At 72.2% G+C, this 22,410-nt stretch carries 23 protein-coding genes; 11 read left to right on the forward strand and 12 right to left on the reverse strand.

The features are described 5' to 3' along the window. The first annotated feature begins 27 nt into the window (after positions 1-27). Together ACSNN8_RS03915 and ACSNN8_RS03920 are read left to right on the forward strand one after the other, a co-directional pair. Positions 28-825 (forward strand): hypothetical protein, encoded by a 798-nt coding sequence (locus ACSNN8_RS03915; RefSeq protein ID WP_436647006.1) that lies wholly within the window; start codon positions 28-30, stop codon positions 823-825. 4 nt (positions 826-829) lie between these two features. Beyond that, positions 830-1,327: a mycothiol transferase gene (locus ACSNN8_RS03920; RefSeq protein ID WP_436647007.1), complete on the forward strand. Its 498-nt coding sequence runs from the start codon at positions 830-832 to the stop codon at positions 1,325-1,327. A 42-nt stretch (positions 1,328-1,369) separates the two neighbouring features. Here the strand turns inward: ACSNN8_RS03920 and ACSNN8_RS03925 are convergent, their stop codons facing one another. The 3 genes from ACSNN8_RS03925 to ACSNN8_RS03935 are packed head-to-tail and all read right to left on the reverse strand — an operon-like array spanning position 1,370 to position 5,673. Then, positions 1,370-2,830 carry an ATP-binding protein gene (locus ACSNN8_RS03925; RefSeq protein ID WP_436647008.1) on the reverse strand — a complete coding sequence of 487 codons (1,461 nt, stop codon included), beginning with the start codon at positions 2,828-2,830 and terminating at the stop codon, positions 1,370-1,372. Positions 2,831-2,833: 3 nt separating this feature from the next. Next, positions 2,834-4,492, reverse strand: coding sequence for an FAD-dependent oxidoreductase (locus tag ACSNN8_RS03930; RefSeq protein WP_436647009.1), 1,659 nt, complete (start codon positions 4,490-4,492; stop codon positions 2,834-2,836). A gap of 11 nt (positions 4,493-4,503) precedes the next feature. Beyond that, entirely contained in the window at positions 4,504-5,673 is a 1,170-nt protein-coding gene (locus ACSNN8_RS03935) for an NAD(+)/NADH kinase (protein ID WP_436647010.1), read from the reverse strand. Positions 5,674-5,881: 208 nt separating this feature from the next. Between ACSNN8_RS03935 and ACSNN8_RS03940 the strand changes: the two genes are divergently transcribed. The 5 genes from ACSNN8_RS03940 to ACSNN8_RS03960 all read left to right on the forward strand — a co-directional run bounded on the left by ACSNN8_RS03940 (position 5,882) and on the right by ACSNN8_RS03960 (position 10,369). Then, positions 5,882-7,390, forward strand: a complete 1,509-nt coding sequence (locus ACSNN8_RS03940; RefSeq protein WP_436647011.1) for a ricin-type beta-trefoil lectin domain protein — start codon at positions 5,882-5,884, stop codon at positions 7,388-7,390. A gap of 157 nt (positions 7,391-7,547) precedes the next feature. Continuing rightward, positions 7,548-7,823: a hypothetical protein gene (locus ACSNN8_RS03945; RefSeq protein WP_436647012.1), complete on the forward strand. Its 276-nt coding sequence runs from the start codon at positions 7,548-7,550 to the stop codon at positions 7,821-7,823. Positions 7,824-8,381: 558 nt separating this feature from the next. Beyond that, positions 8,382-8,762: an ArsR/SmtB family transcription factor gene (locus ACSNN8_RS03950; RefSeq protein WP_436647013.1), complete on the forward strand. Its 381-nt coding sequence runs from the start codon at positions 8,382-8,384 to the stop codon at positions 8,760-8,762. Continuing rightward, a complete protein-coding gene (locus tag ACSNN8_RS03955) occupies positions 8,759-9,244 on the forward strand; it encodes an SRPBCC family protein (protein WP_436647014.1) in 486 nt (161 codons plus the stop codon). The genes ACSNN8_RS03950 and ACSNN8_RS03955 overlap by 4 nt, the downstream gene beginning before the upstream one ends. Positions 9,245-9,322: 78 nt before the next feature. Continuing rightward, entirely contained in the window at positions 9,323-10,369 is a 1,047-nt protein-coding gene (locus ACSNN8_RS03960) for a hypothetical protein (protein WP_436647015.1), read from the forward strand. Between the two features lie 54 nt (positions 10,370-10,423). Here ACSNN8_RS03960 and ACSNN8_RS03965 read toward each other — a convergent pair whose 3' ends face one another. Then, the gene (locus tag ACSNN8_RS03965; RefSeq protein ID WP_436647016.1) at positions 10,424-12,013 is read right to left on the reverse strand and encodes a S8 family serine peptidase; all 1,590 of its coding nucleotides are present in this window, start codon (positions 12,011-12,013) and stop codon (positions 10,424-10,426) included. A gap of 135 nt (positions 12,014-12,148) precedes the next feature. Then, entirely contained in the window at positions 12,149-13,174 is a 1,026-nt protein-coding gene (locus ACSNN8_RS03970; RefSeq protein ID WP_436647017.1) for a hypothetical protein, read from the reverse strand. An 85-nt stretch (positions 13,175-13,259) separates the two neighbouring features. Here ACSNN8_RS03970 and ACSNN8_RS03975 point away from each other — a divergent pair, with 85 nt between their 5' ends. From ACSNN8_RS03975 to ACSNN8_RS03985, 3 genes are all read left to right on the forward strand, one after another. Beyond that, entirely contained in the window at positions 13,260-13,808 is a 549-nt protein-coding gene (locus ACSNN8_RS03975) for a GNAT family N-acetyltransferase (RefSeq protein ID WP_436647018.1), read from the forward strand. 122 nt (positions 13,809-13,930) lie between these two features. Next, positions 13,931-14,668 (forward strand): hypothetical protein, encoded by a 738-nt coding sequence (locus tag ACSNN8_RS03980; RefSeq protein WP_436647019.1) that lies wholly within the window; start codon positions 13,931-13,933, stop codon positions 14,666-14,668. Next, on the forward strand, positions 14,665-15,177 hold the full coding sequence (locus tag ACSNN8_RS03985) for a SigE family RNA polymerase sigma factor (protein ID WP_436647020.1): 513 nt from the start codon (positions 14,665-14,667) through the stop codon (positions 15,175-15,177). Before ACSNN8_RS03980 ends, ACSNN8_RS03985 begins: the two co-directional genes overlap by 4 nt. 27 nt (positions 15,178-15,204) lie before the next feature. Here ACSNN8_RS03985 and ACSNN8_RS03990 read toward each other — a convergent pair whose 3' ends face one another. The 6 genes from ACSNN8_RS03990 to ACSNN8_RS04015 all read right to left on the reverse strand — a co-directional run bounded on the left by ACSNN8_RS03990 (position 15,205) and on the right by ACSNN8_RS04015 (position 20,043). After that, positions 15,205-15,783 (reverse strand): DUF1684 domain-containing protein, encoded by a 579-nt coding sequence (locus ACSNN8_RS03990; protein ID WP_436647021.1) that lies wholly within the window; start codon positions 15,781-15,783, stop codon positions 15,205-15,207. Then, positions 15,784-16,986: an alpha-amylase family glycosyl hydrolase gene (locus ACSNN8_RS03995; protein WP_436647022.1), complete on the reverse strand. Its 1,203-nt coding sequence runs from the start codon at positions 16,984-16,986 to the stop codon at positions 15,784-15,786. 7 nt (positions 16,987-16,993) lie between these two features. Then, entirely contained in the window at positions 16,994-18,037 is a 1,044-nt protein-coding gene (locus tag ACSNN8_RS04000) for a sulfate/molybdate ABC transporter ATP-binding protein (protein WP_436647023.1), read from the reverse strand. A 64-nt stretch (positions 18,038-18,101) separates the two neighbouring features. Next, positions 18,102-18,884 carry an ABC transporter permease gene (locus tag ACSNN8_RS04005; protein WP_436649399.1) on the reverse strand — a complete coding sequence of 261 codons (783 nt, stop codon included), beginning with the start codon at positions 18,882-18,884 and terminating at the stop codon, positions 18,102-18,104. Then, a complete protein-coding gene (gene modA, locus ACSNN8_RS04010) occupies positions 18,881-19,648 on the reverse strand; it encodes a molybdate ABC transporter substrate-binding protein (RefSeq protein ID WP_436647024.1) in 768 nt (255 codons plus the stop codon). Before modA ends, ACSNN8_RS04005 begins: the two co-directional genes overlap by 4 nt. Beyond that, positions 19,645-20,043, reverse strand: a complete 399-nt coding sequence (locus tag ACSNN8_RS04015; RefSeq protein ID WP_436647025.1) for a TOBE domain-containing protein — start codon at positions 20,041-20,043, stop codon at positions 19,645-19,647. The genes modA and ACSNN8_RS04015 overlap by 4 nt, the downstream gene beginning before the upstream one ends. A 100-nt stretch (positions 20,044-20,143) precedes the next feature. Between ACSNN8_RS04015 and ACSNN8_RS04020 the strand changes: the two genes are divergently transcribed. Continuing rightward, positions 20,144-21,118 (forward strand): class I SAM-dependent methyltransferase, encoded by a 975-nt coding sequence (locus ACSNN8_RS04020; protein ID WP_436647026.1) that lies wholly within the window; start codon positions 20,144-20,146, stop codon positions 21,116-21,118. A 23-nt stretch (positions 21,119-21,141) separates the two neighbouring features. Here ACSNN8_RS04020 and ACSNN8_RS04025 read toward each other — a convergent pair whose 3' ends face one another. Then, positions 21,142-22,356 (reverse strand): alpha/beta hydrolase family protein, encoded by a 1,215-nt coding sequence (locus ACSNN8_RS04025; protein ID WP_436647027.1) that lies wholly within the window; start codon positions 22,354-22,356, stop codon positions 21,142-21,144. Positions 22,357-22,410: the final 54 nt, after the last annotated feature.

Consider the following 22,410-nt stretch of genomic DNA (forward strand, 5'->3'; position numbering starts at 1 on the left):
CACAGGATCAACAGGGCAGAGGAGGACATGACCGAGCAAGCACCGGCCAAGATGTTGTCCGGTATCGACATCCCCAAGACCATCGCAGGAACCCTGGCGGCGGTCTCCGCCGCGGTGGTGGGTTCCTTCCTAGGCGTCGCCGGCACGCTTGTCGGCGCGGCTGTGGCCAGCATCGTCGGCTCAGTCGGCACCGAGCTCTACCAGCGCTGGATCAACCGGGGCAGCGAAAAGATCAAGAGCACGTTCGTGACCGCGCCCGCCGCGGTGGGCACGCCCCCGGTGGTGGCGGCCGAGCACGAGGTTCCCTCCGAGGAGCCACCCGTGGCCTCCCCCCGGCGTGAGGTGCGGTGGGGCCGGATCGCCGCGGTCGCCGGCGCGCTGTTCGTGCTGGCGATGGGCACGCTGACGGCCTTCGAGCTGGTCAGCGGCCGCAGCATGGCCGACGCGGTGGGTCACCGGACGAGCTCGAGCACCACGCTCGGCTCGGCGATCCGCGGCGACAACGGCACGGACGAGAAGGCCACCCCGTCGGAGTCGGCGTCCACCGAACCGTCGGCGGAGCCCAGCGACGACCCGACCGGCACGCCGAGCCCGAGTGCCGAGCCCAGTGAGACGGCCACCGAGGAGTCCCCCGAGCCGCAGCAGACCGGCGGCACGGATTCCGGCACGACGCCCACCCAGGCGCCCACCGGGGACCCGGCCCAGCAGGACGGCACCGACGGCACCGACCAGCAGGACGGCGACACCCAGCAGGACGGCACGCAGCAGGACGGCACGCAGCAGGACGGTGTCGAGCAGCAGCAGATCACGCCCGGGGGAGAGTAGGCGGATGGACTCCAAGGACGTACTGATCGAGGCCTTCGGCCGCCTCCCCGAGCTGGTGCACACGGCCGTGCACGACCTCACCCCCGAACAGCTGCGTTGGCAGCCGGCCGAGGGGGCCAACCCGATCGGCTGGCTGGTCTGGCACCTCACCCGGGTGCAGGACGACCACGTCGCCGAGGTGATGGGCGCCGAGCAGGTCTACGCGAGCGGTGGCTGGGCGCCGCGGTTCGGGCTCAAGGACCCGGACGAGACGGGGTACGGCCACACCGCGGCGCAGGTCGCGGCGGTCGCTCCGGAGAGCGCGCAGGTGCTGCTCGACTACTACCAGGCGGTCCACGACCGTACGGTCGCCTGGCTCGCCGGCCTCAGCGACGCCGACCTCGATCGCGTGGTCGACGACAACTGGGATCCGCCGGTGACGCTGGGGGTGCGGCTGGTCAGCGTGTACGACGATGACGCGCAGCACGCCGGACAGGCTGCGTACGTCCGCGGTTTGCTGTGAGGCTGTGAGAAAGGGCGGGGGCTAGAGGCCCCCGCCCTTTTCCTATGCGCTGGCCGGCTCGGTGAGCGGCAGCCGCACCAGGAACCTCGTGTCGCCCGGCTTCGAGTCGAGCTTGATGTCCCCGCCGTGCCCGTTGACCACGATCCGGTACGAGATGTCCAGGCCCAGCCCGGTGCCCTCGCCGACCGGCTTGGTGGTGAAGAACGGCTCGAACACGCGCTTCTTCAGCTCGTCCGGCACGCCGGGCCCGGTGTCGCCCACCGACACGACCACGTGGTCGTCCTCCCGGTACGTGCGGATCGTCAGCGTGCCGGCGCCGTTCATGGCCTGCACCGCGTTGTCGATCAGGTTGGTCCACACCTGGTTGAGCTCGGCGGGGTGGGCCGGCACCTGCGGGAGCGTACGGTCGTAGTCCTTCACGACCTTGACCCCGTCACCGATCTTGTGGTTGAGCATGACCAGCGTGCTGTCGAGCCCGGTGTGCACGTCGATCCACTGGTGCGCGGCCCGGTCCATCTGCGAGTACTGCTTGGCGGCCGACACCAGCGACGACACCCGGCCGGTGGAGTCCTCGACGTCGCTCATCAGCTGCTCGGTCTCGAGCGCGTACCCGATCCAGTGGATGGCCTGGTCGAGCAGCTCGCGCGAGCCGACCCGCTCCTCGATCAGCGTGAGGCACTCGATGTCGAGCCCGCCCTGGGCGAAGACGGGCGCCAGGTCCCAGCCGCCGGTGACGCCGCGCTCGTCCATCCAGTCGCCGAGCTCGTCCTCGCGGTCGGCGGTCTCCATCGCGGTCAGCGGCTTGGCCTTGGCGGCCCGCTCGATCACGTCCTCCTGGAGCTCGACCAGCGCGACCAGCCGCTCCGGGTCGACCTTGCCGGCGGCGAGCATGGCCAGCTTGTGCCGCATGCCCGCGACCCGCTGGCGCAGCGCCGCGGTGGCCCGCGAGGCGGCCGCGGCCGGGTTGTTGAGCTCGTGCATGAGCCCGGCCGAGAGCGCGCCGAGCGCGGTGAGCCGCTGGCGCTCGCTGACCGCGGCCTGGCTGTTGCGCATGCCCAGCGTCAGGCCCTCGAGCAGGTGGATCGCCATCGGGAACCAGTCGCGCATCATCGAGCCGAAGTCGGTCGCCGAGAGCACGAAGAAGTCGGAGTCGTCGAGCGCCCGCATGCTCGCCATGTAGCTGCGCGGGACGCCGTCGTCGCGCAGGTAGGCGTTGGTCGCGCCCATGTAGACACCGCGCTGCTCGGTGCGGCTCACCCGGACGTCGTCCTGCCCGACCCGGCGGGAGAGCTCGATGGTGCCGCTGAGCAGGATGAGGAACAGCTCGGCGGGGTCACCCTCGCGGATGATCGTGCCGCCGGCCGGCATGTGCATGGTGCAGCCGTGCTCCGAGATCCAGGCGAGCTGGTCGTCGGTCAGTTTCTCGAACAGGAACAGGGTACGGAGCTCGTCCGGGCTGAGCTGCCCGGGTTCACAGGGAACGAGCTTGACCTCGTCGCTCATGGCTTACTGCGCCTCCAGGTAACGATGGACCAGCGTGACGGCCATCGCGCCCTCGCCGACCGCCGAGGCCACCCGCTTGACGGAGTTGGCCCGGACGTCGCCGGCGGCGAAGATGCCGGGAACACTGCACTCCAGGTAGAACGGATCCCGGTCCCGATCCCATCCCTTCGGGCGGGTGCCGTTCGCGATCAGGTCGGGGCCCGTGTAGACGAAACCCTTCTCGTCGCGCGCGACGGTGCTGCCCAGCCAGTCGGTGCGCGGCTCGGCGCCGATGAACACGAAGAGGTAGCCGCACTCGACGGTGGTGCTCATCCCCTCCTTGCTGTCGCAGATCGTGATCGCCTGCAGGTGCCCGTCGCCCTGCGCGCCGATGACCTCGCAGCGGGTCCGTACCTTGATGTTGTCGATCTTGGCGAGCTGCTGGATCAGGTAGTACGACATCGACGCCTCGAGCGAGTCGCCGCGCACCAGCAGCGTGACCGTCCGGGCGTACTTGGAGAAGAACAGCGCCGCCTGCCCGGCCGAGTTCGCGCCGCCGACGATGTAGACGTCGGTGCCCGCGCAGGACGGCCCCTCGGTGGACGCCGAGCCGTAGTAGACGCCCGAACCGGTGAGCTCGGCGACGCCGTCGGCGACCAGCGGGCGGTACGCGACGCCGGTGGCCAGCACGATCGAGTGCGCGGAGACCTCGCCGCCGTCCGCGAACGTCAGCGTGCGCGCCGAGCCGTCCTGGCGCAGCCCGGTGACGTCGCGGGTGGTGAGCACCTCGGCCGAGAACTTGCCCGCCTGCCGCCGCGCGCGGTCGGTGAGCTGAGCGCCCGAGATGCCGTCGGGGAAGCCCAGGTAGTTCTCGATCCGCGAGCTCTGCCCCGCCTGGCCGCCGACCGCGCGACGCTCGACCAGCAGCGTCCGGAGGCCCTCGGAGGCGCCGTAGACCGCGGCGCCGAGCCCGGCCGGCCCGCCGCCCACGATGATCAGGTCGTAGAAGTCGCGGCCCGGCGCGGTGGACAGCCCCGCGGCCTCGGCCAGCTCGGTCGTGGTCGGCTGGGCGAGCGTACGCCCGTCGGCGGTCACCACCAGCGGCACCGCCTCGGGACCCACGCTCGCGGCCTCGAGCAGCCGGCGCCCCTCGGGCTCGTCGGCGCCCAGCCACTTGTAGGGCACCAGGTTGCGGGCGAGGAAGTCGCGGATCTCGTACGACGGCTCGCTCCACCGGTGCCCGACGACGCGGATGTCCTCCATCTCGCGATCGCCGGTGGCCTGCCAGGCGTCGATCAGCGCGTCGATGACCGGGTAGAGCTTCTCCTCCGGCGGGTCCCACGGCTTGAGCAGGTAGTGGTCGACGTCGACCACGTTGATCGCCTGGATCGCGGCGTCGGTGTCGGCGTACGCGGTCAGCAGCGCGCGCCGGGCGTTGGGGAACAGGTCCATCGCCTGCTCGAGGAACTCGATGCCGTTGACCTGCGGCATCCGGTAGTCGGCGAGCATCACGGCGACCCGGCCGCCGCGCAGCTTGAGCTCCTTGAGCGCGTCGAGGGCCTCGGCGGCCGAGGAGGCGCGCAGGATGCGGTACTGGTCGCCGTAGCGGCGGCGCAGGTCGCGGGCGATGGCCCGGGAGACCGCGGGGTCGTCGTCGACGGTCAGGATCGCGGGGTGGCCCATGGGCAGTTACCTCAGCTATCCGCAGTGGTGGTGGCCAGGAGGTCGGCGAACTCGGGGTGCCGGTCGAGGTATCCGAGGACGAAGGGGCAGGAGGGGACGACCGGCGTGGCCCGGGCGCGCGCGTCCTCGAGCGCGGCCGACGCGAGCCGGCCGGCCAGGCCGCGGCCGGAGAACGACTGCTCCACCTCGGTGTGCAGCAGCTCGATCCGGTCGCCGTGCCGGCGGTAGTGCAGCACCCCGGCGACCTCGCCGCCGAGCAGCAGCTCGTAGCGCCGCCGCTCGAAGTTGTCGACCACCGAGGCGTCGGACGCGTCGGCCACGCTCACCTGGGCGCTGCCCTCGACGCGCAGCTTGCGGCGGGCCCGCTCGTAGAAGCTGGTGCTGCCGAGGCGGATCACCTGGGCGGCGGACGGGATGGGCTCGATCGACAGCTTGTCGCCGGGACCGGCGTACCCCTCGATGATCCCGTCGACCTCGATCGCGAGCCGGCCGCTGGTGGGCAGCACGTCGATGTCGAGCTGCTCCTGCAGGGCCAGCATCAGCGGGCGGTTGAACGAGGAGTGCGCGGCCGAGGCGGTGACGATGAGGCCCTCGACGTTGGGCGAGACGATCGGGCCGCCGGCCGAGAAGCTGTACGCCGTCGAGCCGGTCGGCGTGGCGACGATCACCGCGTCGGCGGCGTAGTTGACGAAGTTCTTGCCCTCGACGCAGATGCCGATCGCGGCGAGGCCGTCGCCGGGCACTCGCACCATCGCGATGTCGTTGAACGCCGAGACCTGCTTGCCGTCGGGCAGCGTGGTCCGCACCGCCGTACGGGACTCGATGGTGAACTTGTGCTCGTCGATCGCCGAGAGCGCGTCGGGCAGGTCGGGCAGGTCGACCTCGGCGAGGAAGCCGAGCCGGCCCACGTTCACCCCCAGCACCGGGGTCTTGCGGCCCTCGACCAGCCGCATGGTGCGCAGCATCGTGCCGTCGCCGCCGAGGCTGACCAGCAGGCCGGCCCGCTCGACCATCTCCTCCGCGGTGACCGACACGGCCTCGCAGTCGATGCGGTCGATCTCGTCGTGCAGGCCGAGCACGGTGACGTTGCGCCGCTCCGCCCAGTTCACGATCGCGTCGATGGCGGAGCCGCAGTCGCGCCGCGGGTGCAGCACCAGGCCGACGACCTTGACCATGCCCATGCCGGGTCACCGCCCTTCTGTTTCCGGAGCACAGCTCGGTTTCGCCACACAGCCTTGCACGTCCGCGCCCCGATCGGCGAGCACGGGCGATCGAGCACACGGTGTTCGTTCGGGCAGGTTTCCTTCATGTTTCTTGACAGCGTTGTCAGAGATAGACAGCCTCCGATTCATCCCCGCGTTTCCCCGGCGCACCGAAAGGACCCCCGACATGCGCCCACGTTGGCTGGCGATCGCCGCTGCGGCGATCACGCTCGGCACCCTGAGCCCCGCCCCCGCGGCTCAGGCCGCCCCGCCCTCCTTCGACATGGACCCCGGCATGCTCAGCGCCCTGCGGCGCGACCTGCGGCTCGACGACAACCAGATCGCCGCCCGGCTGCGCACCGAGGCCGCCGCCCCCGCGGTCGAGAAGCGGCTGCGGGCCGAGCTCGGCGCCGCGTTCGCCGGGGCGTGGATCCCCTCCGGCGGCTCCCGGCTGACGGTCGCGGTCACCTCCCCCGCCGCGGCCGGCACCGTACGGGCCGAGGGCGCCGAGCCCTCCGTGGTGGCCCGCAGCGCCTCGGACCTCACGAAGTCGCGGGCGGCGCTCGACAAGCACGCCGCCAAGGCCCGCGCCTCGGCCGTCCGCGGCTGGTACGTCGACACCCCGAACAACCGGGTCGTCGTGATGGCGGCGCCCGGCTCCACGGCCGCCGCCCGCGACTTTGCCGCCGACGCCGGCGCGGGCGCCGTGACCGTCGTCACCTCCGAGCAACCGCGCCCGATGTACGACATCCGCGGCGGCGACCAGTACGTCATCAACGGCAACACGCTGTGCTCGGTCGGCTTCGCGGTCGCCGGCGGCTTCGTCAGCGCCGGCCACTGCGGCGGCACGGGCAGCCCGACGCTCGGCTACAACAACGTCGCCCAGGGCACGTTCGCCGGGAGCTCGTTCCCCGGCAACGACTACGCCTGGGTCCGCACGAACGCCGACTGGACCCCGCAGCCGTGGGTCAACAACTACGCCGGCGGCAACGTCACCGTCGCGGGCTCGCAGGACGCCGCGATCGGCAGCTCGATCTGCCGCTCCGGGCGCACCACCGGCTGGCGCTGCGGCACCCTGCTCGGCCGCGACGAGACGATCGTGTACGCGCAGGGCTCCGTCTCGGGCCTATCGCGCAGTAACGCGTGCGCCGAGCCGGGCGACTCCGGCGGCTCCTGGATCTCGGGCAACCAGGCCCAGGGCGTCACCTCCGGCGGCACCGGCAACTGCTCCAGCGGCGGCACGATGTGGTTCCAGCCGGTCAACGAGATCCTGTCCGTGTACGGCCTGTCGCTGACCACCACCGGCGGCTCGTCCGGCTCCGCGCTGATCAGCAACCTGAACGGCAAGTGCCTCGACGTGCCCAACGGCAACTTCTCCGACGGCGTACGGGTGCAGATGTGGACCTGCAACGGCACCGCCGCACAGCGGTGGACCTTCGTCAACGGCACCCTGCAGACCTCCAACAACAAGTGCCTCGACGTCGCGTGGGGCTCCACCGCCAACGGCGCCGTCATCCAGATCGTCAACTGCAGCGGCAACCCCGCCCAGCAGTTCGTCCTCTCGGCGGCCGGCGACCTGGTCAACCCCCAGGCCAACAAGTGCGTCGACATCGACGCCTGGAACCCCAACGACGGCGCGGTCCTCATCCTCTGGGACTGCACCGGCGGCGCCAACCAGAAGTGGCGCCGCGGCTGATCACGCCGGCCCCCCACCTGGGACAGCGGCTGTGGTGGCCGTTGTCCCAGGCTCGGCGGATCGACCCGACATTCACAGTCACCCGAGAACCTCGTCGTGCCCGGCTCCGCCGTCGGCCGACCGGCGACAATCGCGGCTGGACAAGTGGTGGGACAACGTGGCGCTGTTCGCGCCATCGCTGATGTTCTTCATCGCCGCGACCCTCAGCGTCGCCGTCCGAGGTCCGGTGCCCGTCCAGATCTCGCTGGCACTGGCGACGGCCTTCTGGCCCGCGCTGTTCGTCATGGCGGGAGTGGTGGCGGACGTCATCCACTTCGCGAGCTGGTTCATCCGCCGACCGTCCGGTGACGGCAACTGGTCGACGTCGACCGCGCCTTCGATGCCAACTGGTCGATCATCCTGCATCACCTCGACGACACCGCCGACGTGGTGAGCGTCATCGCGAGGCTCACGGTGGACGCGGACCCGGTTCTCATTCCCACCGAGGCAGTCACCCCCGAGCACACGTTGTCGCGGTGGCGGGCGGCGCCGCAGACGAGATCGCTCGACGAGTCAGATTCGATGGTGGTGATCGTCCGCGATGCGAGCCGACGGATTCAGGGACGGCGAGGAACGACGTCGCGGACGCGGTCGTCGCGATCATGATTACCTTTAGCGTCACCATGCTGATCGCAGTCGGCGCTTGGGGAGTGACCACCGCGGAGAAGAAAGCGTGCGGAGACTCCTGCTCGGATCGGCCGGCAACCTACGGCGACGCCGTCTATTGGCTTCTCAACCGCCTGTCCGGCGGGAATCCCAAACGACTTGGGCGCCGAGACGTTCCTCGGCCACCTCGTGGATCACTCGGCGATCGCATTCGTCGCCGGGGCCGCCTCCACCCTGATGCTTGCTCTTCAGCTCCGCCGCTCCCGCTCGAGGTGACGTTCCGCGCCGTCGCCAACCTCTGCCGAAGCCCTGACCAAACCCGTAACCCATGAGTTACGCTTCTGTGGTGGACGACGTCGCGGCGGCGATCGCTGATCCGGTGCGCCGGCAGATCCTGGAGCTCCTGCGGGAGCGGCCGCTGGCGGCCCGGCGGATCGCCGAGCGATTCCCGATCAGCCGGCCGGCCATCAGCCGGCACCTGCGTGTCCTGCGCGAGTGCGGGCTGGTCCGGGACACGCTCGTCGGCCGCGAGCGCCTCTACCGGCTCGACCCGGCGCCGCTGGGCGAGCTCCGCGACTGGCTCGCCGAGCTCGCCTCCGCGCCGATCGCGGGCGACGCCGACGTGTGGAGCCGGCGCCTGGACGCGCTCGAGACCGAGGTCCACCGCACCCGACGCGACCGCCGGCAAGGACGTACGGCGGGCGACCGACAGGAGAAGACGGCATGACCAACCCACCCACCGGCCGCCTCGACGGCGACGACCTCGTGATCACCCGCAGCTTCCGCGCCGGCATCGACGACGTGTGGGCGAGCGTCACCGAGCCCGGCCGCACCGCCCGCTGGTTCGGCCGGTGGACCGGCGAGGCCGGGCCCGGCCGGACGATCAAGGTGCAGATGGCGTACGAGGAGGGCGCGCCCTGGATGGAGGCGCGCATCGACGCCTGCGAGCCGCCCCACCGCCTGGCCGTGTCCACCGTCGACGAAGCCGGCGCCTGGCACCTCGAGCTGCAGCTGACCGCCGCCGGCGACCGCACCGAACTCCGCCTGGTGCACCACCTGACCACGACCGAGGGCATCGGCGAGGTGGGCCCCGGCTGGGAGTACTACTTGGACAACCTGGTGGCCGCCCGCGACGGCACGTCGCTGCCCAGCTTCTCCGACTACTACCCGTCGATGAAGGAGTACTTCGAAGGCCTGCTCCCCGGATAGGGCGCCTACCGGCAGGTCTATCCGTGTCGGCCATCCGCTAGCGTTCTCCACTCTGGTCACACGGGCGGAGGACCCCCCTTGCGCGCAGTCCGACACTTCCACTGGTCCGGGGCTCTCCTGCTCATCGTCGTGCCGGTGGTCATCAACCTCCTGACGGCTCTGGTCAACATCGACTGGTACCGGAAGTGGTGGTGGGTGCTGGTCGCGATCCTCGTGGCCGCCGCGTTGCCGTCCCTCTACCTCAGGCGCGGTCAGCGGACCATCGCCGTACGCCGGGTCGCCGCAGTCTCCGACCGGGCGGGCACCCTGTATCTGTTCGTGGTCACGACGGCCGGTGAGGTTCTGCGCCGCCAACTGCGCGAGGAGGGCGCGTGGTCCGACTGGGAGGACCACGGGTTCACGTTCGGCCGGGCCGCGGACGTCGCCGCGGCAGTGCCGGGTCACGGCCGGCTCGAGACCTTCGTCGCGGACAGCAAGGGCACGCTGTGGACCCGGCGGCGCGACCGGGACGGCTGGACGGCCTGGGCGCCGGTGGAGATCTCGCAGGACGTACGGGCGGTCGCCGCGCTGGACGCCATGTCGGGGTGGCCCGGGCATCGGGAGGTGTTCGTGGTCAGCGAGCAGGGCCGGCTCTTCCACCGCTGGCAGTGGGACGGGGAACCCTGGAGTCAGTGGTACCCGGCCGACCGCGCCGGCTGCCGTGATGTGGCGCTGTCGGTTCCCTCGCCCGGTGTCCTCGAGTGCTTCGTCGTGAACCGGGACGGGGAGACGTGGCACCGCTGGTTCGTCAAGGAGGCCTGGCACAGCTGGCACACGCTGGACCGCCCCGAGACGCGCTCCCCCAGCGTGGCGATATCCGCGCTGAACAGCAAGGAGGGGCATCAGGAGATCTACGTGGTCGGCTCGGCCGGCGACGTGGCGCACCGATGGCACTTCCAGCGGCGGCCCTGGGAGCAGTGGTATCCGATACCGGCCGCAGGCGAGCAACTCGAGGACATCGCGGCGTCCGCCACCAGCCGAGGTCGCTACGAGATCATCGGCGTGGGCCAGAGCGGCGCGCTGTGGCGCCGCTCGTACCGGGCAAAGGGCGACGGCTGGAGCAGCTGGCAGCCGATACCGCAGTGAGCCGCCGCGGTGGCGCCGGCCGGATGCGTGACTGTGCATCCGGCCGGCTGGCGGTCAGCGGACCGCTCGGTACGCGTCCACGATGCCGTGGCCGTAGAAGCCGTTGAACTGCGTCGTTCCCTCGCACGCCGGGGTGTCGGCGGGGCAGGGGCGTTCGGTGGCGCTGGCGAGGAGCCTGCGCTCGACGGCGTCCGGGTTCATCGTCTTGCCGCCGTGCCGGTGGTCGGACCTGCCGAACCGGCTGGCGATCAGCGCGGCCACACCGGAGGCGTGCGGGGCGGCCATCGAGGTGCCCTGCAGGTACGTGTAGTAGCCGCACACGCCGGCCTCGGTGCACGACTTGAACACCGACGCGGCGCGCGCCGGGACCACGTTGCCCTCGGCGTCCACCCAGCCGCGGGCCTGCAGGACGCTCTTCGGGTAGGTGGAGAGGATCTCGTTGGTGATGCTCTGCGACGTGCCGTCGGTGAAGGCGCCACCGGGTGCGGCCACCGAGATCTGCTCGAGGCCGTAGTTCGAGTAGTAGGAGCGGTTGCCGGACGGGCCGACCGCCGAGACGCCGATGACGTGCGGGCCCTCGACGGGCAGGTCGAAGCAGCTGGCGTTGTCGATCGGGCGCGGGTAGGCGGCGCCGTCCGGGTAGTCGGGGCTTGAGGTGTCGACCGGCGGCTTGCCCAGGTCGGTGTTCTCGTTGCCCAGCGAGCCGACGAGCGTGACGCCGTTGTCGTGCGCGTAGTTCAGGGCGCGCCGCATGCCGGCGATGATGGCCTGCTGCTCGGCCTGCTGCTCCGGCGAGTCGGCCGGGTTGGCGCGGCAGTTGTAGAGCCACGGGTCCACGTAGAACGACATGTTGACCACGTCGATGCCGGCCCTGCCCGCGTACACCAGGGCGTTGACCACCGGCTCGAGGAAGAAGTAGCCGGAGTCCTGGCCGCCCTTGAGCTCGACCAGCGTGACGTCCGGCGCGACACCGGAGACGCCGACCCCGTTTGCCGCGGCGCCGATCGTGCCGGCGACGTGGGTGCCGTGGCCGTTGTCGTCGGTGCCGATCGGGTCGACGCAGCTCGCGACCTCGCAGGGGCCGTCGATGTCGGTCATGTCGGCGGCGAAGTTTCGGCTCAGGCGCCGGCTGAAGTGCGGGGCGAGGTCGGGGTTGCTCGCGTCGAGGCCCGAGTCGAGCACGCCGACGGTGATCCCGCGGTCGCCGGACTCGATGCGGTGCGCCCGGTCGGCGCGGATCATGTCGAGGCCCCAGAGCTTGTCGTCCAGGGGGTCGGCCTTGACGCCGCCGTGCTTGCCGTTGCTGCCGGTCGGGCCCTGATGGGGCTGCTCCAGCTTGGGCGCGCCCGGCGCGTACCCCATGGCCTTCTGGGTGACGCCGATGAGCTTGGCGTCCGCCGTGGCTTTCGCCCGGAAGTCGGCGCCGGCGGACTTCACGGTGTACATCCCGGCGGCGTCGTTGCGGGCGACGACCGACCCGCCGGCGGCCTGGATGGCGGCGATCGCGGCGTCGGGGGCGACACCGTCCTCGGCGACGACGACGTATTCGATCGAGGTCGCAGCGGTCGCAGGCCCCGAGGACACGGTCAGGAACGACGCCAGGCCGGTCGCGATGGCGACGGCGGCGGCAGCAGTTCTTCTCATCGGTCCATCAGATCGAGAAGTGTCGAACCCCGCAAGGCCGCGGGCGGCTCGGGGTGCGGACGGACCGGAAGTGAGGCGCTCCCCGCGGGGAGCCCGCGGGGAGCCCGCGGGGAGCGCCTGACGACCGACCGGGACCTAGTCGATCGTCGGGGGAAGGCTTCGGGCCGCCTTCAGCGCCGCGGCGGCGCCGGAGTACGGGTTGTAGGTGTAGCCGCGGTCCAGCGACCCCGGCACCTTGTAGTACGAGGCGGCGAGCCGTGCCGGATCAGTTGCGATCTCACCTCGTGCGGGTACGTCGTTGCCGTCGTCCCAGCCCCACGGCGCGTTGGCCGAGTTCGTCCCGCAGCCGTACGTGCCGCTGCCGCACCCGCTCGTGGTGTCGCCCGCGAAGGTGCCCAGCGACGCGAACAGGCTGGTGTTGCTGCGCTGGGCCCACAGGCCGCCGTCCGCGAAGACGTCGATCAGCCGGTAGCGGACGTCGCGGTCGTTGGTGCCGGCCGGCGCCTCGGACACGCTCGCCGACGGGTAGTACACGACGCCGTCGCCGACGATGTCGTACTGCGGCCACGCCTTGAGCCCGTGCCCGCCCCGCTCCTGCGCGGTGACCGGGTGCTGGAACGAGTCGTGCGGCGACGACTTGAGCTGCAGCGTGCCGTCGATCGTCTCGCTGCCGTTGGTCCAGTCGCTGCCGCTGGGGACGTACGAGTAGAAGTCGCTGTGCGCCACGGTGACGGCGGCCTTGAGAACGCCGTACGCGGAGCCGTCCTTCTGCACGATCTCGAGCACACCCTCGCCGTCGTTCTCGTGCTCGGTCTCGAACAGCGGGTGGTCGATCCAGTCGCGCGGGTGGAAGAAGAAGTACGTGAGGTAGTAGTGCGTTCCCGTCTCGAGGACGGAGTAGTAGACCGCCGCCGAGGTGTTCGTTCCGGCGTTGTCCCAGTTGTCCCGTCCGTTCAGGTTGCCGTCGAAGTCGTACCTGGTAATGAAGTCGCTCTTGCCGGCGAGCGCGTGGGCGCCGGTGGCGTCCACGTCCTGGTAGTGGATCGGGGCCCAGCGCAGCGCCAGTTCGGCGCGGCTCGGCGCGGCCTGCGCCGGCGCCGCCATCCCGGCCGCCGCGAGCACTCCGGCCGCCCCGGCCGCGATCGTGCGAACGATACCCACCGTTCCTCCTTAGAGATCGATGTGCATGAATCTAAGGAGGGTGGATGTCCGGCAAGCGACGCTCATGTGGCCCTAAGCTGTGCGGGTGTTCAAGGTCAATCTGGGCGGCGACGCCGAGCTGCGCCCGCTCGAGCCCTGGCGGGCCGAGGAGTTCCTCGCGCACATCGACCGGGCCCGCGAGTCCGTCGACCCGTGGATCCCGTGGGCCAGCCGCAGCACCGACCTCGAGTCGGCGACCCGCACCCTGCAGCGGTACGCCGACTGGCAGGCGCGCGGCGAGGGCCTGATCCTCGGCGTCTGGCTGTCCGGCGAGCTCGTCGGCGGCGTGATGGCGTTCGGCTTCGACGCGCACTCCGGCGTCATCGAGGTCGGCTGCTGGCTCGAGCCCGCCGGCACCGGCCGCGGCCTGATCACCCGGGCCACCACCGTGCTGATCGACTGGCTGTTCACCGAGCGCGCCGTGCACCGCGTCGAGTGGCACTGCCGCCCCGACAACGTGGCCAGCGCCAACGTGGCCCGCCGGCTCGGCCTCACCCACGAGGCAACGCTGCGCGAGAACTTCCTCTGGCAGGGCAAGCGGCACGACACCGAGATCTGGGCCGTCCTGGCCCCCGCCTGGCGCACCGGCGGGTAACGGCTTCCCTCTCGTCACGGACCCTGCCGGGCCCCTGCTGTGGTCTACGTCACATCTGAAACACGGCGGTCGAGCCGACCCGTGCAGACACGGAAACCGTTGGCGACTTGAGGATGACCACCATGCGCGAAGAGTTTCAGAAGATCCAGTGGGCCGAGCCACCGATGGGCGACCTCGTCGGCGACGCCGTGGCGAAGGGCCGCCGGATGCGGACCGCGAAGCGGCTCCGGATCGGCGGGGCCGGTCTGGCCGCGCTCGTCGTGACCGGCCTGGCGGCGGTCCCCGTCGTTCGCAGCGCCGCGGCGCCGGCGCCCGCAGCGCCCGGAGCCGTCGTCGCGGCGGCCCCGGCCCCGAGCGCGAGCCGGGTCGCTCCGGCGACCGCGACCCCGCGGGTCAAGGGCACCCCGGCCGGCCTGCTGAAGCTGCTGCTGGAGAACCTGCCGGAAGGCGCGACCAGTCATTACGCCGGCGTCGTCGAGGGCGGCGACGTGTCGGTCCAGACCTTCCTGGACCGCGGCAACGGGCCGGGGATGATCCGGTTGCACGTGATGACGCGCCCGGCGTCGGCGTTCCGCGGCACCTGGACGCCGCTCGGCAACGGCGCCGAGTATCAGGTCAAGGCCACCGGCAACTGTATCCAGCAGACGATCGTGTTCGTCCACCGCGCCGACGACACGCTGCTGCAGTTCGACCTGTACGGGTGCCCCGACCTGAACGGCCGGAAGATGCGGCAGGTCCTGACCGCCCGCGAGACAGCCGAGCTGGGCGCGGACCCCCGGTGGGGTGTGAAGATCGACCCGGCCCTCAACCGGCAGGGCGCTGCCGCCTTCCCGCACCTGTCGACCGAGTTCGACAAGTGAGCAGGGCCGACGACGAATTCGTCGAATACGCCCGCGCCTCGGCCGGTCAGTTGCGGCGCACCGCCTATCTGCTGTGCCGTGACTGGGACCTGGCGGCCGATCTGACCCAGACGACGCTGGCCCGGATGTTCGTGCACTGGCAGCGGATCAGCCGGCGCGACAACCCGCACGCCTATGCCCGGCAGGTCCTCTCCCGCGCCTTCCTGGACCACCACCGGTCGAAGCGCTCCCAGGAGGTGGTGACGGCCGAGTTCAGCGACGTGCCGGCGGCGAGCGGCGACTCCGACCTGCGGCTCACGCTCCTCGACGCACTCGGCCGGATACCGCCGCGGGACCGGGCCATCGTGGTGCTGCGCTACTGGGAGGACCTCAGCGTCGAGGCGGTCGCCGAGATCCTCGACCTGCCGACCGGCACCGTGACCTCGCAGAGCGCCCGCGCGCTGGCCCGGCTGCGCCACCTGCTGGGCCAGCCGGCCGGACCCGCACCCGGGAATTCGTTGTTCGCTTGAACCGGGCCGGGGCGCACGCGGCCGAGGTCAGTGGTACGTGAGCTCGCCCGCCTCGATGGGGGCGCTCACAGTGTTCTCCGGCGGGGCGAGCGGGCACGAATAGGCGTCGTTGTAGGCGCACGACGGGTTGTAGAGGTAGTTGAAGTCGAGCCGCACCCGCGTATCGTCCAGGACTTCCAGCCCCCGCCCGTGGGTGCCCTTGACGGTGTCGGTGAGGTAGCGCCCGCCGCCGTAGGAGCCGTGGCCGCAGGTGCCGTCGCGCACCGGCAGGAACAGACCACCGCCGTACGCGGCGATCCACCACAGCGACAACTCGCCGAACGGGGTCGACAGGATGCCGACGCGGTCGTAGTGCACGACGCCGTCCACGCCGCCCGTGTCGATGTCGATCTCGCCGGGTGCGGGGCGCAGCGTGGCCTCCACGATCGCCGCGTCGCTGGGCGGGAAGTAGCGCAGACCGGTGAACGAGGCGCGATCCTCGACGGCCGACTGCGGATGCGTCGCGAACAGCTTGTCGCGTTCGGCGCGGAACTGCTCGAGGCTCGTGCCGGCCAGGTACATCCGGGCCACCGCGGCGCGGTAGTCGGCCAGTTCCAGTGCCTGCATCTAGCCCTCCAGGATCGACCAGCCGTGCGCGGGCACGGTGAGCACCTCACGGGAGAGGTCCTCGTCGTGGGTCTCGATCAACCGTAGGCCGTCGGGCGGGATCGGGAAGCCGTACGGCTGGTCGCCGATGTTGAGCAGCGTGACCAGCCGGTGCTCGCCGTCGGTCGCGACGAACGCGGCGGCCGTGTTGGTCAGGTGCTCCTCGCTCGTGTGCGCCCGCACGAGCCAGGCGTGCCGCCGCCGCATCCCGATCAGCCGCTGATGCAGGGCGAAGACCGGTTTCCCGTACGCCGAGAAGTCCGCCGGCCGCTCGGGGAACGGCGGGCGGACCTCGTCGTCCCCGCCGGGCCGGTCCTCCTTCACGCCGCGATAGCCCTGCTCGTCGCCGTAGTAGACGCTCGGCACGCCGCCGGTGGTGAACAGCACGACCAGCGCGTGGCCCAGGTGCCGTTCGTCGGTGAGCTTGCTGGCGATCCGGGTGACGTCGTGGTTGCCCACGAACGTCAGCGGCAGCCCCGCGGCGAGCACCTCGTTGTTGCGCTTGTGCGCCCACGCCAGCTCCCACAGGTTGCCGTCGTTGAGGCTGCTCCACACGGCCTTCCAGAGCTCGTACTGCGTGATCGAGTCGAGTCCGCTCTCGCGCAGCCAGGTCGCGTAGTCGCCGTGGATGACCTCGCCGGTGAACCAGGCCTCGGGGTGGGTCTCGCGCACCTGGCCGACGGCGGCTCGCCAGAACGCGGGCGGCACCCCGTACGCCACGTCGAGCCGCCAGCCGGAGACGCCGCGGTCCAGCCAGTGCCGCATCACGCGGACGACGTACGCCAGCACCTCGGGATTGTCGTGGTCGAGCTCGACCAGCGAGCCGTGCCCCTCGAACACCGTGCCCTTGAACCACGACTGCGGCGCCTGGAAGCCGCGGCCGACGTGGTTGAAGACGCCGTCGAGCAGGACGTGCAGCCCGCGCTCGCGGCAGGCGGCGACCAACGCGTCGAACTGCGCGTCGTCGCCGAGGCGCGGGTCGATGCGGAAGTGGTCGACGGTGTCGTAGCCGTGCGTCTCGGACGCGAAGACCGGCCCGAGCTGCAGCCCGTTGGCGCCCAGCTCGAGGGGGTAGTCGAGCCAGCCCGCCAGCTTGCCGAGCCCGCCGCCGAACCCCAGCGGATAGACATGCCACCAGATGACGTGGTCGACCCATTCGCGCATCCGACCACTATTCCCCTCCGGCGCGGTACGCACGCACCTCGGTTGCCTTGACCGTGGCCCACACCTCGCGGCCGGGCTCCAGACCGAGCTGCACCGCCGCCGCGGGCGTGACGTCCGCCGCGACCGCGGGCGGGCCGGCCAGCTCGATCCGCAGCGCGTCGCCGTGCCGCGAGACGCTGGTGACCGTGGCCCGCCAGGTGTTGCGCGGGCTGCCGTCGGGACGGCTCGCATAGAGCGCCACGGCCGAGGGCGGGAACGCCACGAACGCGTCGCCGTGCTCCTCGGACGCGGTGACCAGGGCGAACCCGTCGGGCAGCCGGACCGTGGTGCCCTCGGCGCGGCCCCGGTAGAGGTTGAGGCCGACCAGGCGGGCCACGTAGTCGGTGCGCGGCTGGGCGGTGATCGTGGCGGCGTCACCGGTCTGCACGACCCGGCCGTCCTCGACGATGACCAGGCGGTCGGCGAGCATGAGCGCGTCGAGCGGGTCGTGGGTGACCAGGACCGTGGCGCCCGCGAACGCGGCGAGGTGCCCGCGCAGCGCGGCCCGGGTGTCGAGGCGGGTACGGGCGTCCAGCGCGGCGAGCGGCTCGTCGAGCAGCAGCATCCGCGGCTCGCTCGCCAGCGCGCGGGCCAGCGCCACCCGCTGGGCCTGCCCGCCGGAGAGCTGCCGCGGCTTCTTGCGGACGTGCTCGGCCAGGCCCACCCGCGTGAGCCAGTCCTCGGCCGTACGCCGTGCCTCGGCCCGCGGCACCCGGCGGCAGCGGGGGCCGAACGCGACGTTGTCGAGCGCGCTGAGATGCGGGAAGAGCAGGTAGTCCTGGAACACCACGCCGATGCGGCGCTGCTCGGGCGGCAGGGTGTCCAGGCGTACGCCGTCGAGCGTGATGTGGCCGCCGTCGAGCCGCAGCAGGCCCGCGAGCGCGCGCAGCGTGGTGGTCTTGCCCGCGCCGTTCGGCCCGAGCAGCGCCACGACCTCGCCCGGGTGCGCGGTCAGCTCCACGTCGAGCGTGAACCCGTCCCGTACGACCCGCAGCTCCGCAACAAGGCTCACGCCGAGCCTCCCAAGGCATGCCCTCCTGGCCCTGCGCCTGCTCCGCGCGCTCCGGTGCAGTCGGTCATGCCGTGACCCACTTGTCGCGCAGCGCCGCCAGGATCACGACCGAGACGACGAGCAGGAGCAGGCTCAGCACGATCGCCGCGTCCACGTCCTGCTCGAGCGCCAGATAGACGGCGAGCGGCATGGTCTGCGTACGCCCCGGGAAGTTGCCCGCAAAGGTGATCGTCGCCCCGAACTCGCCCAGCGCGCGGGCCCAGCACAGCACCCCGCCGGCCGCCACCCCCGGCGCGATCAGCGGCAGCGTGACCCGCCGGAACGCCGTCCACCGCGAGGCGCCGAGCGTGGCCGCGGCCTCCTCGAAGCGGGCGTCGGCGCCGCGCAGCGCCCCCTCGACGGCGATCACCAGGAACGGCATCGCCACGAACGCCTCGGCCACCACCACCCCGGCGGTGGTGAACGGCAGGCTGACCCCGAACGTCCGGTCCAGCCACCCGCCGACCAGCCCGCGCCGGCCGAGCACGAGCAGCAGCGCCACCCCGCCCACGACCGGCGGCAGCACGAGCGGCACGGTGACCAGCGCGCGCACGAGGCGGCGGCCCGGGAACTCGGTGCGGGCCAGCACCCAGGCCAGCGGCACCCCGAGCACCAGGCACACGGCCGTGGCGAGGGTCGCGGTCAGCAGCGACAGGCGCAGCGCGGTCAGGATGCCGGGCTCGGTGAGGCGCTGCGGCAGCGTCGTCCAGGGCGCGCGGACCAGCAGCCCGGCCAGCGGCAGGATCAGGAACGCCAGGCCGAGCGCCGCCGGGACCGCCAGCGCGAGCGGGATCCTCGGGCGGTTCAGGGCTTCTGGAACCCTGCGTCGGTGAGCACCCGCAGCTCCTTCTCCGACCGGACGAACGCGACGAAGGCCGCCGCGGCCGACGGGTTGGGCGCGTTCCTCAGCGCCACGATCGGATAGTCGTTGATCGCGCGAGCCGACTCGGGGAACTCGACGCCGTCGACGTCCGCGGCCGCCGCCTTCACGTCCGTGCGGTAGACCAGCGCGGCGTCCACCTCGCCGAGCTTCACCTTGGCGAGCGCCGCCTTGACGTCCTGCTCGAGGGTCACGGGCTCGACGTCGACGCCGGCCTTCTTCGCGGCTGCGCCGCACGGCACCTGCTCGGCGCACAGTGCCACCTTGAGGCCGGGCTTGCGCAGGTCGCCCAGGGTACGGATGCCCCGGGGGTTGCCCTTGGCGGTGGCGATGACGAGCTGGTTGCGGACGAAGACGGCCGGATCGCCCGCGGCGTCGCCCGCGTCGACCACGGTCTGCATGGTGGCCGGGCTGGCGGCGGCGAACACGTCGGCGGGTGCGCCCGCGGTGATCTGCTGGGCGAGCGCGGAGCTGCCCCCGTACGAGATGGTGACCTGCAGGTCCGGATGCGCGGCCCGGAAGTCCTGCTGGATCCGGGTGAACGCCTCGGTGAGCGAGGCGGCCGCCAGCACCACGAGGTCCCCCTTCGGCGCGGTCGTCGTGCCCGCCTCGGGCTCGTCCGTGCCGCCGTCGCCGCAAGCCGCCGCGGCGAGGACCGCGACCGCCGCCAGCCCGGCCAGGACTCGTCTCATCTGTCGTCCCCTCGCTCCACGACCACGGTGGTCGACTTGATGACGGCAACCGCCGTGGAGCCCACCTCGAGCCCCAGCTCGTCGACCGCCTCGCGGCTCATCAGCGACACCACCCGGAACGGCCCGGCCTGGATGTCGACCTGCGCCATCACCGCGTCGCGGGTGATCGCCGTGACGATGCCGCGCAGCCGGTTGCGCGCCGACGAGCGCCCGGCGCCCGGGTCGGGCTGGTCGGCCAGCGAGCGCGCGAACGCGGCCAGGTCGGCGCCCGCCACGTGCCGGTGCCCGTGGTCGTCGCGGCCCGCCGGCAGCCGCCCCGCGTCGACCCAGCGGCGGACCGTGTCCACGCTGACGCCGAGCAGGTCGGCGGCCTCGCCGATGCGGTACGTCGTCACACCGCCACCCTAGGGCCGCATCTGCGAGGACGACAGGCCGAAGCAACTCGCAGATGCGGAACCGTTGCACAGCTCACACCCGCGACGGCATGCTGGGAGCGTGCCCGAACGCATCAGCCAGGTCACCGCGTTCCTCGCCGAGGTGCTCGCGCCGCGAGCCCCGCTGACCGTCATCGTCGACGGCGGCGACCACGGCGCCGCCGCGCAGTTCGCCGCCCGGCTCGCCGCCGCGTTCCCGCCCTCGGCCCGCGCCTGGAACGTCGACGCGGTACTCGGCCTCAGCGGCTCCTCGGGCGGGGTGTCCGACTCGGCGCTCAACGTGCTCGAGCCGGCCGCCGACCGCGTGATCGTCTATCTGCGCGCGAACGGCCGCGGCCCGGCCGGCGAGGGCGAGCGCCGGGCCCAGGTCGTGATCGACCACCAGAACCCGCAGTGGCCGGTGATCCGCCGCATGCACCCGCGGCTGGCCGACCCCGAGCGCTGGCATCTGCCCGAGAGCCAGGCGTTCTTCGCGCCCAAGGCGGCCGGCTGGGACGAGCGGTTCGGCGACGACCTTCCCGCGTACGCCGAGGCCGTCGCCGCCGCCCGGCTCGAGCCCGGCGACGTGGCGCTCGACGTCGGCTGCGGCACCGGCCGCGCGCTGGAGGCCCTGGCCTCCGCGGTCGGCCCCGCCGGCCACGTGATCGGCCTCGACTGCACCGCCGACATGCTGCACGAGGCCCGCGCCAAGGGCCGCGACAAGTCCGCCGGCCTGGTGCAGGCCGACGCCCGCCGCCTCCCGCTGCCCGCCGCCGCGGCCCACGCCGTCTTCGCCGCCGGCCTGCTGCACCACCTGCCCGACCACGCCGCCGGCCTGGCCGAGCTGGCCCGCGTCACCCGCCCCGGCGGCCGGCTGGTCCTGTTCCACCCCACCGGCCGCGCCGCCCTGGCCGCCCGCCACGGCCGCGAGCTCTCCCCCGACGAGCCCCTCCACGAGCCCAACCTGCGCCCCGCCCTGACCGCCGCCGGCTGGACCCTGTCCACATACGACGACGCCGAGGACCGCTTCCTGGCCGTGGCGGTGCGCAAGCCCTGACCAGCCGCCGATCCGGCTCGGCGTCACCGGACGAACTGGATCTCCGGGTATCGCGGATGCGGGGCACGCAGCAGCCGGCTGTCCCGGTTCTGCAGGTGCTGGTCGAAGAAGGCCCGCAGGTACGCGCGCTGGATGGTGACCGACCGTCGCGGTTCGATGGTGCCGAGCAGCCCGGCCAGGTCCTCCGGGGGCAGGCCGTACGGCGGGGCGGCCTGCGGGAAGAAGACCTGACCGTCGTTGAACGATCCGTGGCCCGAGCCGTTCAGCGTCAGCTGCCGCTTCCAACCCGTCTGGTTCGCCCAGAAGGTGTTCCAGGTGGGGTCTTCGGCGCCTGGGCCGTGGTCGCTGCTCAGCAGCAGGAACGGCCGGTCGGTGCCCGCGGTGGCGCTGTCGCCGACGAGGGTTCCGTCCAGGTCGGCGCCGGCCTTGACGCGGGGGTCGTCGTGCATCGTGGCCGCGGTGGTGCTGCCGCCGAGCGAGTGGCCGACCATGCCGACGCGGTTCAGGTCGAGGGCGCCGTTCAGCCCCCGCGGGAGCGGCCGGTTCGCGGCGTCGGGGTTGCGGCCGGCGTTGATGGCGGCCAGCTGGTCGAGGACGAACCGGGTGTCGGCTTCGCGGACCGCGGAAGCCTTCGCGATGAACTGATCATCGATCTCCTCCGGGAGGGCGGCGACCTCGACCCGGCCGCCGGGGAACTCGACCTCGCTCGCCTCGTGGGTGTGGTCGATGGTGACCACGACGTAGCCGTGGCTGGCCAGGTCCTCGACGAGGGCTGTGCTGGTGCCCCGGTCGCCGCCGAGGCCGGGTGAGTAGAGCACGACCGGCCTGCCTCCCGCCCGGTCGACCGGCGCGCCCTGCCGGCCGTGTGTGGTGGTTGCCCGCACGGCGGCGGCGGGCAGGTTCTGCGCCTCGGCGAGGTACGGCACCGCACCGGGCGACAGCCACGGCGCTGCCGGGTAGCCGCGGGTGTTCTTCGCCGGGTACCAGATCTGCACCATGATCTCGCGGGCCGGGTGGGTGGACACCCACGGGTCGGTGCGGGCGGTGTCGACCAGGTGCAGCGAGACGGTACCGAGCCGGGCGGAACCGGTGGGCTCCGGAAGGATGAAGCCGGCGGCGACCGGCGGGCGATGCGGACGGCTCGTCGCTGCGGCCACGGACGTCGGCGCGGCGACAAGCCCGAGACAAGTGGTCAGCGCGGCTGCCGTGAGCAGCAGGCGTGCGGCGTTCTCCGGCATGGCGGCTTCCTTTCGGGTCGGTCGAGCCGACCGGGGTGTGGTTGGCGATCAATC

Source organism: Actinoplanes sp. URMC 104, assembly GCF_051386375.1.
GTDB lineage: Bacteria > Actinomycetota > Actinomycetes > Mycobacteriales > Micromonosporaceae > Actinoplanes.

Bases quoted from the DNA above. Each gene is read 5' to 3' on its own strand.
- ACSNN8_RS03915 (WP_436647006.1), top strand. From the start codon at position 28: ATGACCGAGCAAGCACCGGCCAAGATGTTGTCCGGTATCGACATCCCC.
- ACSNN8_RS03920 (WP_436647007.1), top strand. From the start codon at position 830: ATGGACTCCAAGGACGTACTGATCGAGGCCTTCGGCCGCCTCCCCGAG.
- ACSNN8_RS03925 (WP_436647008.1), bottom strand. From the start codon at position 2,830: ATGAGCGACGAGGTCAAGCTCGTTCCCTGTGAACCCGGGCAGCTCAGC.
- ACSNN8_RS03930 (WP_436647009.1), bottom strand. From the start codon at position 4,492: ATGGGCCACCCCGCGATCCTGACCGTCGACGACGACCCCGCGGTCTCC.
- ACSNN8_RS03935 (WP_436647010.1), bottom strand. From the start codon at position 5,673: ATGGGCATGGTCAAGGTCGTCGGCCTGGTGCTGCACCCGCGGCGCGAC.
- ACSNN8_RS03940 (WP_436647011.1), top strand. From the start codon at position 5,882: ATGCGCCCACGTTGGCTGGCGATCGCCGCTGCGGCGATCACGCTCGGC.
- ACSNN8_RS03955 (WP_436647014.1), top strand. From the start codon at position 8,759: ATGACCAACCCACCCACCGGCCGCCTCGACGGCGACGACCTCGTGATC.
- ACSNN8_RS03965 (WP_436647016.1), bottom strand. From the start codon at position 12,013: ATGAGAAGAACTGCTGCCGCCGCCGTCGCCATCGCGACCGGCCTGGCG.
- ACSNN8_RS03980 (WP_436647019.1), top strand. From the start codon at position 13,931: ATGCGCGAAGAGTTTCAGAAGATCCAGTGGGCCGAGCCACCGATGGGC.
- ACSNN8_RS03990 (WP_436647021.1), bottom strand. From the start codon at position 15,783: ATGCAGGCACTGGAACTGGCCGACTACCGCGCCGCGGTGGCCCGGATG.
- ACSNN8_RS03995 (WP_436647022.1), bottom strand. From the start codon at position 16,986: ATGCGCGAATGGGTCGACCACGTCATCTGGTGGCATGTCTATCCGCTG.
- modA (WP_436647024.1), bottom strand. From the start codon at position 19,648: ATGAGACGAGTCCTGGCCGGGCTGGCGGCGGTCGCGGTCCTCGCCGCG.
- ACSNN8_RS04025 (WP_436647027.1), bottom strand. From the start codon at position 22,356: ATGCCGGAGAACGCCGCACGCCTGCTGCTCACGGCAGCCGCGCTGACC.